At 40.8% G+C, this 13,754-nt stretch carries 14 protein-coding genes; 5 read left to right on the forward strand and 9 right to left on the reverse strand.

Annotated features, from left to right (window positions below; translation table 11 throughout):
• Window positions 1-121: 121 nt before the first annotated feature.
• Together IGJ45_RS11725 and IGJ45_RS11730 are read right to left on the reverse strand one after the other, a co-directional pair.
• On the reverse strand, window positions 122-850 hold the full coding sequence (locus tag IGJ45_RS11725; RefSeq protein ID WP_138371078.1) for an ABC transporter permease: 729 nt from the start codon (window positions 848-850) through the stop codon (window positions 122-124).
• Complete coding sequence (locus IGJ45_RS11730) at window positions 847-1,566, reverse strand: ABC transporter ATP-binding protein (protein ID WP_138371079.1); 720 nt, start codon at window positions 1,564-1,566, stop codon at window positions 847-849. Before IGJ45_RS11730 ends, IGJ45_RS11725 begins: the two co-directional genes overlap by 4 nt.
• A gap of 95 nt (window positions 1,567-1,661) precedes the next feature.
• Between IGJ45_RS11730 and IGJ45_RS11735 the strand changes: the two genes are divergently transcribed.
• From IGJ45_RS11735 to IGJ45_RS11750, 4 genes are all read left to right on the forward strand, one after another.
• Window positions 1,662-2,405 carry a polysaccharide deacetylase family protein gene (locus tag IGJ45_RS11735; RefSeq protein ID WP_138371080.1) on the forward strand — a complete coding sequence of 248 codons (744 nt, stop codon included), beginning with the start codon at window positions 1,662-1,664 and terminating at the stop codon, window positions 2,403-2,405.
• 41 nt (window positions 2,406-2,446) lie between these two features.
• Window positions 2,447-3,424, forward strand: a complete 978-nt coding sequence (locus IGJ45_RS11740; protein ID WP_034704185.1) for an ABC transporter substrate-binding protein — start codon at window positions 2,447-2,449, stop codon at window positions 3,422-3,424.
• Between the two features lie 193 nt (window positions 3,425-3,617).
• Window positions 3,618-3,983 (forward strand): arsenic metallochaperone ArsD family protein, encoded by a 366-nt coding sequence (locus IGJ45_RS11745; RefSeq protein WP_081131520.1) that lies wholly within the window; start codon window positions 3,618-3,620, stop codon window positions 3,981-3,983.
• 100 nt (window positions 3,984-4,083) lie between these two features.
• Window positions 4,084-4,623: a serine acetyltransferase gene (locus IGJ45_RS11750; protein ID WP_081131521.1), complete on the forward strand. Its 540-nt coding sequence runs from the start codon at window positions 4,084-4,086 to the stop codon at window positions 4,621-4,623.
• Between the two features lie 4 nt (window positions 4,624-4,627).
• Here IGJ45_RS11750 and IGJ45_RS11755 read toward each other — a convergent pair whose 3' ends face one another.
• Window positions 4,628-5,242 carry a CPBP family intramembrane glutamic endopeptidase gene (locus IGJ45_RS11755; RefSeq protein ID WP_003125885.1) on the reverse strand — a complete coding sequence of 205 codons (615 nt, stop codon included), beginning with the start codon at window positions 5,240-5,242 and terminating at the stop codon, window positions 4,628-4,630.
• Between the two features lie 219 nt (window positions 5,243-5,461).
• Window positions 5,462-6,124: a YczE/YyaS/YitT family protein gene (locus IGJ45_RS11760; protein ID WP_257602267.1), complete on the reverse strand. Its 663-nt coding sequence runs from the start codon at window positions 6,122-6,124 to the stop codon at window positions 5,462-5,464.
• Window positions 6,125-6,211: 87 nt separating this feature from the next.
• Between IGJ45_RS11760 and IGJ45_RS11765 the strand changes: the two genes are divergently transcribed.
• Complete coding sequence (locus tag IGJ45_RS11765) at window positions 6,212-6,871, forward strand: cyclic nucleotide-binding domain-containing protein (protein WP_003125882.1); 660 nt, start codon at window positions 6,212-6,214, stop codon at window positions 6,869-6,871.
• Window positions 6,872-6,923: 52 nt separating this feature from the next.
• Here the strand turns inward: IGJ45_RS11765 and IGJ45_RS11770 are convergent, their stop codons facing one another.
• From IGJ45_RS11770 to IGJ45_RS11790, 5 genes are all read right to left on the reverse strand, one after another.
• Window positions 6,924-8,366, reverse strand: a complete 1,443-nt coding sequence (locus tag IGJ45_RS11770) for a glycoside hydrolase family 32 protein (protein ID WP_138371082.1) — start codon at window positions 8,364-8,366, stop codon at window positions 6,924-6,926.
• A gap of 29 nt (window positions 8,367-8,395) precedes the next feature.
• Window positions 8,396-9,817 carry a PTS transporter subunit EIIC gene (locus IGJ45_RS11775; RefSeq protein WP_002328679.1) on the reverse strand — a complete coding sequence of 474 codons (1,422 nt, stop codon included), beginning with the start codon at window positions 9,815-9,817 and terminating at the stop codon, window positions 8,396-8,398.
• A 382-nt stretch (window positions 9,818-10,199) separates the two neighbouring features.
• Window positions 10,200-11,198: a LacI family DNA-binding transcriptional regulator gene (locus IGJ45_RS11780; protein ID WP_138371083.1), complete on the reverse strand. Its 999-nt coding sequence runs from the start codon at window positions 11,196-11,198 to the stop codon at window positions 10,200-10,202.
• A 164-nt stretch (window positions 11,199-11,362) separates the two neighbouring features.
• Window positions 11,363-12,673: an NCS2 family permease gene (locus IGJ45_RS11785; RefSeq protein WP_060814017.1), complete on the reverse strand. Its 1,311-nt coding sequence runs from the start codon at window positions 12,671-12,673 to the stop codon at window positions 11,363-11,365.
• A gap of 367 nt (window positions 12,674-13,040) precedes the next feature.
• On the reverse strand, window positions 13,041-13,640 hold the full coding sequence (locus IGJ45_RS11790) for an NUDIX hydrolase N-terminal domain-containing protein (protein WP_081131526.1): 600 nt from the start codon (window positions 13,638-13,640) through the stop codon (window positions 13,041-13,043).
• Between the last annotated feature and the right edge of the window lie 114 nt (window positions 13,641-13,754).

A 13,754-nucleotide genomic window follows, 5' to 3' on the forward strand; every position in this document is an offset into this window, starting at 1 on the left:
ATCATTTCCAAATTTATCTCCCCTCACTTGGCACAAAAAGAAAAGAACCACTTCTCGACCTCTGCGAGCGAAGAATTCTTTAATAGCAAGATGAAACTCTTGATTTAGTGATGGAAAATAATCAGCTGCGATAGCGACACACCCATTTTTCTAATCCATCCACCACACCAAAGAAGAAAAAGCCCATCAATGCAATCACAACGATGCCTGACAGCATTTGCTCATAATCCATTTTAGACCAAGCACTCAAAATCAAGTACCCGACGCCATAAGTCGTATTATAGTTTTCCGCAAAGAACAAGGAGGCAAGCGAGATACCAATACTTACCCGCATGCTGGCAAACAATGCCGGCATGATTGCTGGCAAAATCAAGAAACGGATCTGATGCAGCGGGTTTTGCGTGTAATTTTGCATCACTTGAAAGTAAGTTGCTGGGATTTCTTTTACCCCATCTCGAATCGAAACCACAACTTGAATCACGATCACCGAAAAAATCAGGATCACCTTTGAAACATTCCCTAAACCAAAAAAAATCATGAAAACTGGCAGAAAAGCGACCTTTGGAATCGGATATAAGAAATAGAGCAGAGGATCAACGATTGCTGCTATTTTTGTTCTTCCGAGAAAAATCCCTAAAGGTATACCGATCAGCAACGCAAAAAATAGTGAGATCAGGACACGAATCATACTGGCCCCTGCATGTAACCCTAATTCTGCACGCAATTGCCAAAATCGTTGGAAAGTTTGATAAGGGTCCGGCAGCGAACGGTTATCCGCTAACAAGCTGATTCCCCACCATAACAATAAAAACGACATTGCCCCCCACAAAAAAGAACGTCCGGCTTTCATCTGACTTCTCCTCTCATCTTCTTTTTCAATGCCAATGAAAAAGCATAAAAGTCCATCGTCTCACGGCGGTTAGCTTGGTGGAAAACTGGGTTTTTGATCTGATGTATTTGATGTTCTTGAACCAATAGGATCGTCTCGCCAAGGTAAGCCGCTTCTTCTGTATCATGGGTCACTACGACTAAACCGTTCGCAAGTCGTTGTTGCTCAGATAAAATCAGATTTTGCGTACGTTCTTTGGTTTCCTGATCCAAAGACGATGTCGGCTCATCTAACAGTAAAAATGCTGGACTGGTCACTAATCCTCTTGCCATTGCCACTCGCTGTTTTTGGCCGCCACTCAGTTGACTAGGGAAACGCGCTTTGTAAGAATCTAGTTCTAACGCTTGTAAGCACGTTTCGACTAACTTTTCTCTTTGGTTTTTGGGGACTTTTTGGATTTGAAGAGGCATTTCTACCGCTTGATAAACTGTCTGCCACGGAAACAGACGTAAGTCTTGAAAAACCAATTCGATCTCAGAAGGATGGCTATCGCCATAATCGATATGACCTGATTGCGGCAGCTGCCACCCTTTCAACAATGAGAGCAGGGTACTTTTACCAACCCCTGATTTTCCCAAGACGACGTATGTATGGCCCTTATCTAAGGTTAAATCTAGATTGTTAAAGATTAAGCGATCTTGAAATGAAAATGCGACTGATTCTAAATGAATCGCCATAAATTGGCTCCTTCTTTCTAAAAAATAGTTGTTCCCTCTTTCACATTCTATGCTATACTGATTGTTGCGAAAAAAAATAGAAAGGGATGCATTTGATGTTCCGCACACTTGTGTTTCATGAAATACGATCAGACAATGAGTTAAGTGAGCAACCAAGACCAATCGAAGTTGCCGATGGCTATCAAGATGCTCTTCCATTGCCGTTATTCAATAGCTGTTCTCATTTTAAACAACAAATCGACTTTTTGAAAGCAGAAAAATATCATACCCTTACTTTGGAGGAAGTCAAAGACTACTATCTTCAAAAGAAAGCTTTACCAGAAAAAGCGGTTTTGTTGACGTTTGATGATTGCTACCAATCCATGAGGGAATATGCCTACCCGTTATTGAAAGAGGCCGGCTTCAAAGCGACCGCTTTTGTTGTCAGCGGTTGGTTGTTTGCTGAACCGAGCCCTTATAAGCCGGCTGTTTCCAAAACACTCAGTCGCTCGGAATTGAACGAAATGAGTGATGTTTTTGAATACGCCAATCATACGACTCACTTCCATGAACGAAAAGGAATGATGGGCCGCTCAATGTGGGAACCGGCTGAAAAATTTGCGGCTGATTTAGATTGCTGCAATCAAACTGTAGCGATACAAGATGTTTTTGCTTATCCCTTTGGTTTCTATGATCAACAGACGATCAAAACACTAGAAGCGAAAGGTTTTGTCTTGTCATTCACGACGATTCCAGGGTTCAACACCCTAGAAACCCCACGCATGGAACTACGAAGAGACATTATTCCCTTCTCATTGGATAAGACATCTTTTGAACAATTATTCAAAAAGACCCATTAAGAACATCCCTTCAAGGAATAAATAAGAAAGAGGAACGAAAAATGAAAAAAACGATTTTATTTACTTGCTTATCATTATTGGCTTTAGGAGTTGCTGCTTGCGGAAACAATTCAGATTCCACTTCAGAAACTAAGACAACTGACACCTCTGCGACAACTGCTGAAGTGACCGATCAAACGTTGAATGTGGGGATTTTACCAGCAGAATCTGCGATTCCAATTATTCTGGCCAAAGAAGAAGGCTATTTTAAAGATTTAGGTCTAAATGTTGAAATCAAATCTTTTACTTCTCCAAATGATCGCAATGTTGCCGTACAAGCCAAAGAATTGGACGCAACTATCAGTGATGTGATGACAGAAGCGACGTTTAAGCAAAATGGCATTGACATGACAATCACTTCGGACATTCTAGAAGACTTTAAAGTCTTAGCTTCGCCAAATTCAGGCATCTCTGAAATGAAAGGATTGGCTGATAAAAAGATTACCCTTGTACCGAACTTCATTTTAGAATACATCATGGACCAGTTTGCTGCTGAAAATGATTTTACTTATCAAATCGTTGATATTGCTTCTTTTGCGGCTCGTTCTGAGGCACTATTAAGCGATCAAGTTGATGGTGCTGTCTACACAGAACCGCAAGCGAGTATGTTAGCCGCTCAAGGTGCAATTGTTTTGGGCAGTTCCAAAGAAGCTGGCATCAAAGGTGGTACCTTGCAATTTATGACTGATGTGGTAAAAGATCGACCACAAGATGTTGCCGCATTTTATCAAGCTTACGATCAAGCCATCGATTATATGAACAGCCACAAAGCTTCTGAATATGCTGATATCTTAGCCGACTATCAGTTCCCAGATGCCATGAGTACTTACTTAGATAGCCAAAAAGAAGACTATCCTTATGCTGCCAAAGTCCCACAGGACCAACTAGACAAAATCGTGGCTTGGACTAAAGACAAAGGACAAATTGATCAAGCTTACACTTATGATGAATTGACTGATTTTAGTTTCTTAGCGAACTAATTCCTGATCACTTATTACACAAAACCAATACTCGAATCCATCAAAGCCAGTGCTGTGATAGATTCGAGTGTTTTTTATCCAGCCATTATTTGACGGATGCTCGGTCACCGAGTATCATTCACTAAAGGGTTGTGAGCGATGAAAACTACTTTATCTGTTCGTTTCACTACATAAGAAAGGGAGAAAATATACCATGCCCAAAATTGATCTTTATTTACTGCAAAAGCCAGAAGAGACACAATTTTATGACTATTTACCTCAATCGGAGTCTTGGCTCCGCGCCTATAAACAACTTCATGGTGAATCCTTGGTGATTCATTCTTCTGTTTTGACTGAAAGCATTCTGCCTTTCATTACTCACCCACTTGTATTGGAACTTCTAGAGCAAGAAGATCTCGCGTGCTTGCCTTTAGTTTTTGCAGAAAACAACCTTTATTGTAAGGGGCGTCTTCCTACGCTCACCGAATGGGAAGAATTGACACACGTTGGTATTTCGATTCAGGAATTAGATGAATCACCGAGCGCCACGAAAACAGCGGTCTATCATGATCTTATATGATGGGGAAAACTATCCGCTAAACTGTCGTTGGTAAGTCTTCTCCTGATGAAAGATTCGGTCTTTATAGCTATAAAAAACAACTATGAATGAGAGTGAAATTATGGAAACGATGACTTTTGAAGAATTAATCCAAATCAACTGTTTTTCTGAAGAAAAAGAAGAACGAAAGAAAGCAGCTGAATTATTAGAATATCGTTATGGCTGCGAGATTCGTTGTGGTGAGATGGACAAAAGTGTCCGCTTTGCTCACCATGCTCGCGGCTGTACGATCATTGCTGCGAAACTTTGCGCCAATGTTGTGATTTTCCAGAATGTAACGATTGGTTCAAATCAGCGGTTTAACCGGAAAAAGAATGCCTGGGAAAATCTGGGCACACCTATTTTAGCAGAAAATGTAATCGTTGCAGATGGTGCCAAAATTCTTGGCCCAGTCATCATCGGTGAAAATACTGTGATTGGAGCAGGCGCCATTATTACCAAAGACATTCCTGCCAATAGTGTAGCCTTTGGCGTCAATCAGTATAAACCAAAAAATCCCGACTTCGATCTTATCATCAATGACCAAAATATCTCTGGAGAAGAGATCATGCGGATCAACGCAGAACGCGTAGCCGCATTTAATCAGCAAAATCAACGCTAGCAGATCATCCGATTATCGCTAGCAAGACAACCAAGGAATTATAAGCGATATGAGCAAACACAGACTCCCATGGATTTTTGTTGCGCAAATAGACGATTGTCAGCCAAAATCCAATAATAAAGTAAGGGTATAACAAAAAAATATTACCATTAGCATTAACAATATGGGCCCACGAAAACAACAAAAGACTGCACAATGTCGTAACAATTCTCAGCCATCTTTTTCTACCAGTATAAATAAGCGTATAGCGATAGAACATTTCTTCGAACAATGGGCCTACTACTAATGCCCCCAATAGTAAAGGAACGGTTCTCTGAGACGATGGATAATAAAAAGTCATTGATTGTTCACCTGGAAAGATAATCTGGTTGAAGAAAACCGTTGTTAAAAGAATCGCTACAAATGTCAGCAAGCCTATTTTTATCAATGAGAGAACCTTCAGTTCTTTTAAACGATCCAACAAATCCCTATAAAAAAGGATAACAAAGAAACAAAGCAACACTAGCTTGGCGCCCAACTCATGATAGCCCATTAAAAATTTCGCATAGGAAGAAGGAATTCCATGTATGGCTATTCCTTTCCAGATAACAAAAGCCAAAAGAAAAAGCAGTTTCTTCAAGTCTTCACCCCTTTTTGAGTAGTTTCACTAGAATTGCATGATGCTTCGCTTCACAATTAACCTCTATCAGGATTCTTCTCGTTCCGTTCTTTCTCATGATTCTCTTTGGGTAGTTTTTAGATCATTCTCAGCATTTTTTTACTCACACTACAATTATACACTATAAAAAGGTATCAAAAAAACATTCATCCGAAAGAATGAATGTTAATCAGACATTTTTTACTGAACAATGTCATTGACTGATTGGTTTTTTAGGAAGAACAGAAATGACCGTTCTCGCGACCAAGAGATAGCACCAGATAACAAGAATAAGCTAATGGCCGTTCCTTCCCTCACAACCAAAGGAAATGAAAAAGCTGTAGAAAGGCCGATTGAGATTATGACACACAGCACATCAACACTATACCGATATTGTTTGAAGGAAAAGCGACTTCTATCAGCCATCAGCTGACAAAAATTTTCAATAGGAAATTTCAAGTGATTGAGTCGCAACACTTGTCCCGTAGCGAGTCCTGAAATCAATGTCCCAATGATAAAACATGTGACTTGTGCCAAATAGTTTGGCACTATCAGATTTGGCAGTAAGCCATATAAAATACCATTGACTAAATTGCCAAAGAAAAGCAAAGCTGCCATCATAATCAAATAGTTGATCCATTTCCGATAACGGCTTTTTTGACTGTGGTCCAGAAACCAACAAGTGACTAAGAAGAGCAGATTGATGGCTGTCGTAATGGTTCCGACCTTGATACATGTGATTGTGGATAGTGAGACATTCAATGAATTAAAGCTGCTTACACCAATAGCTGCTTTGATTGTCAAGCTGATCCCTAATGCGCTGATACCATAGAAAAACAGTGACCAAAAGAGGGTTCGTTTCATATGAGATCTCCTTTCATTTGCTCTTCCTCCATTATGTGGTATGCTAAGAAAAACAACTAGGAGATTTCTCCTAGAAAGAGAGAAAAAATGAAACGAACCCTTTATCCTGTTGCCAAAAAATTTCATCAATTGGACTTGCCTTTTTCCACTGGAACATTAGAACAGTCCTCTGTTTACGAGTTTTCTCACAACGAGATCATACAAGAAGAAGCCGGGACACTGACTCACTTGTACGTGATCCTTGAAGGAAAAGCAAAGATTATCAAGTCTCAAGCCAATGGCAAACGATCGATTTTACAATTTTTGCATTCCGGTGATTTCATCGGAGATCTGACCTTAGTGTCCGCTGAAAAAACGACCAAAGAAGTTTTAGCGATCGGTCCAACTGTTTGCTTGGCGCTTCCTATCGATCATGCCAAGCAAGTATTGATGCAAGATATTGATTTTGTCAAAATGATCAGTCAATATATCGGCGATAAATTGATTAGACGGATGGAACATTTCTCCATCAATCAGACTTACCAATTGAATTATCGCTTGGCGCTGTTGCTCTTGGAAGTAGCTGTAGCGGGAATTTATCAAGAAAAACTCACAGAAACAGCAGAATACCTTGGTGTCAGTTATCGGCACTTGACCTACACGTTAAAAACATTCAAAGAAAACGATTGTGTCTATCGTGAATCTAGGGGTTATCGCATCAATGAAGCAAACCTTAAGCAATTGATTCGATCGATGCAACGCGAATAGACACGCTCTTTTCCTTCTATCACGCTTCTTTGCTGATTGCGCATGCTATTTGCTAATTTGAGAATGGCCACAGTTGAATAGCCAACCTGCCAGTCCCTGAGAAGACGATTTGGTCTTGCTCTTTTTGCGGATAAAGTCTGGAAGTAAAGGTATACTCCCCATTGTTTATGAACACTTCCATCGATGAAGTGTCCATAAACAATTGGATCTGTCGTAATTCTGATAGTTGAATGCTTCTTTTTTTGCGTCCATAGCCGGAAGGCCCATGAGAAAGAGTAAAAATATGGCCATCATAAGAGAGAATCGTGTCTTGGCGCAAGAGAAGCTGCAGGTTTTTTGTCTGTTGGGTTAGCTCTACCTGCAGTTCGTAGACCTCTCCAGCTAATTTTGGAGCAGTAAAGCTATCCTTTAACTCGACATTCCAGAAGAAAGGCTTTCCACGTAATTTTTGATATTCTGGCAATGGTTGTTGGATCAATCGTTGCCCATTGAAGCTCAGTTCTCGCGGCAATGTCGCCGCATGCTGCCATCCTCGAGTAACAGTGGGATTCGAGTATTCAGGACTTGTGTCCCCTAGTCCCATCCAGCCCCATAACAATCTGCGCCCTTTTTGATCCAAGAACGTTTGCGGAGCATAAAAATCAAACCCTCGATCCAATTCCACGAAATCCGATGTTGGCTTAAATTTCAAATTTTTCCAATCTACTTCCCCTAATAAGTAGCCAGACTGGTATAAATTATTGAAAGCATAAGCTTGCGGATCTACTCCCTGTGGTGAAAAAAGTAAAATATCTTGTCCGTCAAGTTGAAAGAAATCGGGACATTCCCACATATAACCAAGGGAATAATCATCCCCTAAAAATATCCCTTGATAGGTCCATTGTGAAAGATCCTCTGACTGATAAATCAAAATCTTTCCTTCACTTTCCCGAGTTCGAGCCCCTAAGATCATATAGTAACGGCCCTCTTTTTCAAATACTTTTGGATCACGGATATGATCGGTAAACCCTGCAGGATATGCTTCATGCGGGATCACTACTTCTTGTTTTTCAATCGAATAACCATCACTAATCACATGGACCGTATTTTGCTCTCTGCCACTAAAAGTATAATCATGGTCCCCTTCGTTTTTCACATTTCCTGTATAAAAGAAATGGATCTGATCATCCTTTACAATCGCACTGCCAGAAAATACACCATTTCGATCATACGAATGTTCTGGTGAGAGAAAAATTGCTTCTTCTTTGAAGTCTACCAAATTGGTTGACGTTTTATGTCCCCAATGGGGTGCTTCTTTTCCTGCAGGATTTTGAGGAACATATTGATGGTAGAAATGATAAACCCCATTAAACTGACAAAGCCCATTGGGATCATTCATCCACCCAGTTTCCGGCATTAAATGAAAGTACAGTCGCCAGTTATCCTGAGCGATCTTTGCTTTTAGTTCCGATTGTTGTTCCAGCTCTTGCCAGGCTTCTTTTGCACGCAAATCCATCCACCACTTTCTTCTCTACAATTTTTCCATTAATTCTCGGTTGCGCTTAACGTTTGAAGGTCATCCTCAATCGTTGTTTCTTCATTCAATTCATCGGAAATCTTTCTCCGCTGCAGTTGGACGCAGGCAAAGCCCACACTAAACGCAATGAGGATCACTGCAATGTATTTCAACATGGCGCCGAAATCTCCTGTATACAACAACAAACCAGGAATAAATGTAATGCCCATTCCTGTTGCTGCCAATTGAAAAACATACGTCATCAAGCCGCCGATGGCCCCCCCAACCATGCCAGAAGCAAAAATACGCAAGGACCGAAGATTGATCCCAAACAATAATGGTTCCGTGATCCCAAACAAGGTTGGTACAGCTGCACTAATGGCATTCGAGCGTTTGACTTTGTTTCGGTAAAGAAAAGCAGCTGCGATTGCTGCCCCAAATTGTCCTGCCATACTCGCTGTTCCTAGAACTTGCAAGACATTCTCTCCTGAAGTATTTAATAAACCAAGTTCGATGATGCTCAATGAATGATGCAAACCGGTGATAACAATCAATTGCTGAACCGCTGCATATAAGATATAGCCAATACCAAAAGGCGCTTGTACGAGGTAAACAATGCCGTTGATCACTGCTTTTTCTGCAACTTGCAAAATGGGACCTAATGCAAATAAAACTAATGTCAGCGTCACTACGATAGTCAGAAATGGAGTGACGACTAAATCCATCATTTGTGGAACAAATTTTCTAAATCCTTTTTCTAATTTGGAAACAAGCCAACCAACAATAATTGCGGGGAAAATCGAACCTTGATACCCTGAAATAGAAAGACCGAATAAATGAAGCGGCTGTGCATCGCCACTAGCAACTGCCCAAGCATTGGGTAACTGAGGTGCTACCATCATCAAACCAACAACGATCCCGATGATCGGATTACCGCCAAATTTTTTGGTGGCACTATAAGCAATCAATACAGGTAAGAAAGCAAAGGCTGTATCTGTCAGCATTTCAAAGAGCGCATACCAGTCCGCACTAAAAGGAACCCCTAATTCAACTAGCAGACCACGGATCCCCATCAAAAGTCCAGTTGTAACTAATGCCGGAATCAATGGCACCAACACATCAGAAAGAGTACGAACAACTTTCTGAACAGGCGTCAGATTGGAATAAACATCTTCTTTAAAGGCTGTCTGCTGCTCACCATCTTTACCCATTGTTTGAGCAAAAGCCTCATAAACTTCATTTACTTTTCCAGTCCCAAAAATAAACTGATGCTGTCCTGTATTAAAGAAATAACCTTTGCTTTCAGAAATGTTTTCTGCCTTCTTTTTGTCTAGCAACGCATCATTTTTCAAAATAATGCGTAGTCGAGTGGCACAATGCTCATAATTTTTAACGTTTTCCTTACCACCCACTGCTTGGAGCAACTGATCAATGATTTTCTGATCTTTCATTTTAATTTTCCTCCATTTCAACTCACTTTATTTTGTGGAACCGGTTCTACAAGAAGGATAACAGAAACCGTTTGCAAAATCAACCCGTTTTATCAAAAAAAAAAGACTGTGACAAAATCATCATCCAACAAGTTAAACCGAATCATATGCTATTGCGATAGTTTCCTCGGACTTTTGCGACGAGGAGCCACTGCACCGCAGGAGCAATAATAGAGACTGTGACAAAGTCATCATCCAACAAGTTAAACCGAATCATATGCTATTGCGATAGATTCCTCGGACTTTTGCGACGAGGAGCCACTGTACCGCAGGAGCAATAATAGTTAAGGTTCGGATAGTGTTACTTGTCGGAGACTTATGGCACAGTCCCTTTCACGAATCATTATGGTATTTGTTCTATGGGAATCGTTGATTGTTTGATCACCAGTTGATTCGGTAACTTAATCAATTCTGGCACTTGAACTTTTTGGATCAACTTCTGGATCGTTTCCACCGCATCGACACCTAACTGGTGGTAAGGATAGTGAGTGGTCGTGATCGTCGGAAAGACATAATCCGTCGAATCATATCCACCGAAGCCGCTAAGGGAGAAATCCTCCGGCACTCGCAAGCCTAACTCATGCGCGGCTTTCAATACGGCAACAGCAATGTTGTCTGTGGCACAGGCTAAATAGGTCGCTTGATTCTCTTTTAGAAATAAGCGAGCTTTTTGATAGGTTTCACTTCTGGAAAAAGACGTTTCGATGAAAGATAATTTGGTCCCTTCCATTTGAGCGACCACATCCGTAAAGCCTTTTTTTCTCAAGATCCCTACTGCTTCGTCTTTTTCAGTCACTCCGATAAACAAAAAAGACCGATGGCCGAGTTCAATTGCATACTCTGCCAGTTTCTCTCCCGCACGATAATCATCATGGACAATCGAATGGACTCCTTGTAAGTGTTGACCCAACATCAGTACAGGAACGGTCAATTGCTGCAAGACTTGTGCTAGCTCACTCGTGATCTCTCTAGCCAGCATAATGATACCAGCAACCTTTTGCTTGACCAGCATCTCAATATTTTCTAATTCGCGTTGTTCATTTTGATTAGAATTCGTGATTAACAATTGATACCCATTCTTTCGAGCTGTTTCATCGATCCCTTCTAACACACTGTTGGTGGAAGGAGAATCCAGCCTAGGAATGATCACTCCCAACAGTTTTGTGTCTTGTGCTTTTAAACTGCGGGCAAACGTATTGGGCCGATAGCCGGTCTCTTCAATAATTGCATCAATTTTTTTACGTGTTTGCTCGCTAACATAGCCATTATTCAAATAGCGGGAAACGGTGCTTTTCGCAACGCCTGCTTTTTCAGCGATATCTTTAATCGTTACCGTTACCATAGTCACCCTACTTTGCTTTTTCTTTTATTATACCAAGAACTGAAACAAAAATAAGCACTGATTCTCTTTCGGATGCCATTCACTTCATGAAAAGATAGGAAGCCACAAAAAAAGATGCTTGCTACTCATGAAAGAGCCAGCAAGCATCCGTTTATTTCTCGTGATCAAACGTTCAAGATCCACATAAAACCAATAAATACAAAGAATAACACATACATGATCGGTGAGACTTCTTTACCACGTTTGGCCGCAATCATTGTAATTGGATAGAAAATGAAACCTAGTGCGATCCCGTCAGAAATACTATAAGTCAAAGGCATGCCTAATAAAATCAGAAAAGAAGGAATCGCGATTTCCATTTCATGCCATTTGATTTCTTTTAGTGATTGCGCCATCAGTACTCCGACAACAATCAATGCTGGTGCTGTAACCTGAGAGGTCACTACTGATAAAAGCGGAGAAAAGAATAGACCAAACAAAAAGAAAATACCTGTGGTCACAGCTGTTAGTCCAGAACGACCGCCGACAGCGATCCCTGCTGAAGATTCCACATATGCGCCTACTGGAGAAGTTCCTAGTAATGATCCTGCCAACATCGCTGTCGAATCAGACGCTAATGCTTTCCCCACTCGAGGCATCTTATTGTCTTTCATGAAACCTGCTTGATTGGCTAAACCAACTAACGTACCGGCAGTATCAAAGAAAGTGACTAGTAAGAATGTTAGGACAACGACCCACATTTGCAATGTGTTGATGTCACCGACATGCTTCAATGCGACTAAAAAAGTCGACGACATACTAGGTGCTGCCGAAACGATCGAACTTGGTGCGTGGATCAAACCTGTCACTAAACCAAGAATGGTCGTCGCTGCCATCCCAATGAAAATCCCGCCAGGTACTCGACGAACCATCAACACAGCCGTAATGACCAAGCCAAAGATCGTTAACCATGTCGTACCTACACTCAATGATCCTAAGGCAACTAACGTTGAATCGTCGGAAACAATGATCCCACCTTCACTAAGACCAAGGAAAGCAATGAACAAGCCTATCCCACCAGAAATAGCATATTTCAAGTCGGAAGGAATCGCATCAATGATCATTTCACGAAGTTTAAAAATCGTGATTGCAATAAAAATCAGCGAAGCGACAAAAACACCGGCTAGTGCCGTTTGCCAAGGCACACCCATCCCGATACAGACTGAATAAGAAAAGAACGCGTTGATTCCTAACGCAGGAGCTGTCGCAATCGGGTATTTTGCCAAGACTCCCATCAAAATACATCCGAGGGCACTTGCTAATGCTGTGGCTGTAAAGACCGCTCCCTCATCCATACCAGAAGCACCAAGGACCGTTGGATTGACAAAAAGAATATAGGCCATTGAAATAAATGTCGTGAATCCAGCCAAGAGTTCCCGCTTGATGGTCGTGTTGAGCTCATCAAGCCCAAAATAAGAGTGAAGCACATTTTTCATTTTTTGAATCCTCCATTATTCAGATAGGCGCGATTATTTTCCCTCTGAATCCTTAATAAAACAACGAAATCAATGATATACCAACTTTTCCTCCAAGTAAATAAACTTTTCTAAAAATTTCAGAACTATTTTCATTTTCATTTAAGATGCTAAAACCGCTTATTTCCCATACACAGTGCCTCATACTCGTTATGCTTCGATTGTACCACTTGAATAGTAAAAACAAAAAAAGTCTGTACTGTCAGAAACAAAAATAGGCAGCCAAAGAACGATCATCTTTTCCGCAGAAAAGCCAATCCTACCTGACAGAAAGATCCTATCAGGATTTCTTTTGCTGACCTATTGGTTAAACTGTTTTTGTGAATGATCAATCCACAAAATTTTGCTCTTCCTCAATCAAAATCTTTAATTGTTCTGCTGTCGTTCGTTTCATTGACAACGGCGGCAACTCTTCCAACGTAAAAAAGCCACTGGCAGAGGTTTCACTGTTCGTCACAAAAGAACCTTCTTTGATCGAACAGGCAAAAACTAATTTATAATATTGAAACAATTGTGGAATGTCTTTGCGCAGATTAGTATCAAATACTGCACAAAGTTTGTCAACTTCAACAACTAATCCTGTCTCTTCCAACACTTCTTTTATAACGTTTTCTTTGGGTGAGAAACCGACTTCTGCATAGCCACCAGGTAAAGACCACTCTTTTGTATGAATGTCTTCCACTAATAAGACTTTGTTATCCTGACGAATCAATGCTCGAACATCAACTTTTGGTGTTGGATACCCCTCATTGGCATCTAGCACAAGTTTAAGCGTATCGGTTGTTTCTTTCGTCGATCGGCTCATCAATTCCACTAGAATTTCTTTCATTTCGACATAACGCTCTTGATCATAAATATCCTTGCCATAATAGATCCCAGCATCAGCGATTGCTAGCAATCGCTGATACTTCTCAAAAATCTCCTGCATCTGCTCCCCTCGCTTTGTGGTCTGTCATTCTCTCTTTATGATAAAGCAAATCCTGGCAGATAGAAAGCCAGACAGCTCTAATTTCTAAAGTCAGCTGGCATTGTTCAACAAGCA

This window comes from Enterococcus sp. DIV0574 (genome assembly GCF_051711125.1).
In the GTDB taxonomy this organism is placed as follows: domain Bacteria; phylum Bacillota; class Bacilli; order Lactobacillales; family Enterococcaceae; genus Enterococcus_D; species Enterococcus_D gallinarum.

Coding starts and splice junctions, on each gene's coding strand:
- IGJ45_RS11745 (WP_081131520.1), top strand. CDS start 3,618: ATGCCCAAAATTGATCTTTATTTACTGCAAAAGCCAGAAGAGACACAA.
- IGJ45_RS11765 (WP_003125882.1), top strand. CDS start 6,212: ATGAAACGAACCCTTTATCCTGTTGCCAAAAAATTTCATCAATTGGAC.
- IGJ45_RS11730 (WP_138371079.1), bottom strand. CDS start 1,566: ATGGCGATTCATTTAGAATCAGTCGCATTTTCATTTCAAGATCGCTTA.
- IGJ45_RS11785 (WP_060814017.1), bottom strand. CDS start 12,673: ATGAAAAATGTGCTTCACTCTTATTTTGGGCTTGATGAGCTCAACACG.
- IGJ45_RS11750 (WP_081131521.1), top strand. CDS start 4,084: ATGGAAACGATGACTTTTGAAGAATTAATCCAAATCAACTGTTTTTCT.
- IGJ45_RS11735 (WP_138371080.1), top strand. CDS start 1,662: ATGTTCCGCACACTTGTGTTTCATGAAATACGATCAGACAATGAGTTA.
- IGJ45_RS11775 (WP_002328679.1), bottom strand. CDS start 9,817: ATGAAAGATCAGAAAATCATTGATCAGTTGCTCCAAGCAGTGGGTGGT.
- IGJ45_RS11770 (WP_138371082.1), bottom strand. CDS start 8,366: ATGGATTTGCGTGCAAAAGAAGCCTGGCAAGAGCTGGAACAACAATCG.
- IGJ45_RS11725 (WP_138371078.1), bottom strand. CDS start 850: ATGAAAGCCGGACGTTCTTTTTTGTGGGGGGCAATGTCGTTTTTATTG.
- IGJ45_RS11740 (WP_034704185.1), top strand. CDS start 2,447: ATGAAAAAAACGATTTTATTTACTTGCTTATCATTATTGGCTTTAGGA.
- IGJ45_RS11760 (WP_257602267.1), bottom strand. CDS start 6,124: ATGAAACGAACCCTCTTTTGGTCACTGTTTTTCTATGGTATCAGCGCA.
- IGJ45_RS11790 (WP_081131526.1), bottom strand. CDS start 13,640: ATGCAGGAGATTTTTGAGAAGTATCAGCGATTGCTAGCAATCGCTGAT.
- IGJ45_RS11780 (WP_138371083.1), bottom strand. CDS start 11,198: ATGGTAACGGTAACGATTAAAGATATCGCTGAAAAAGCAGGCGTTGCG.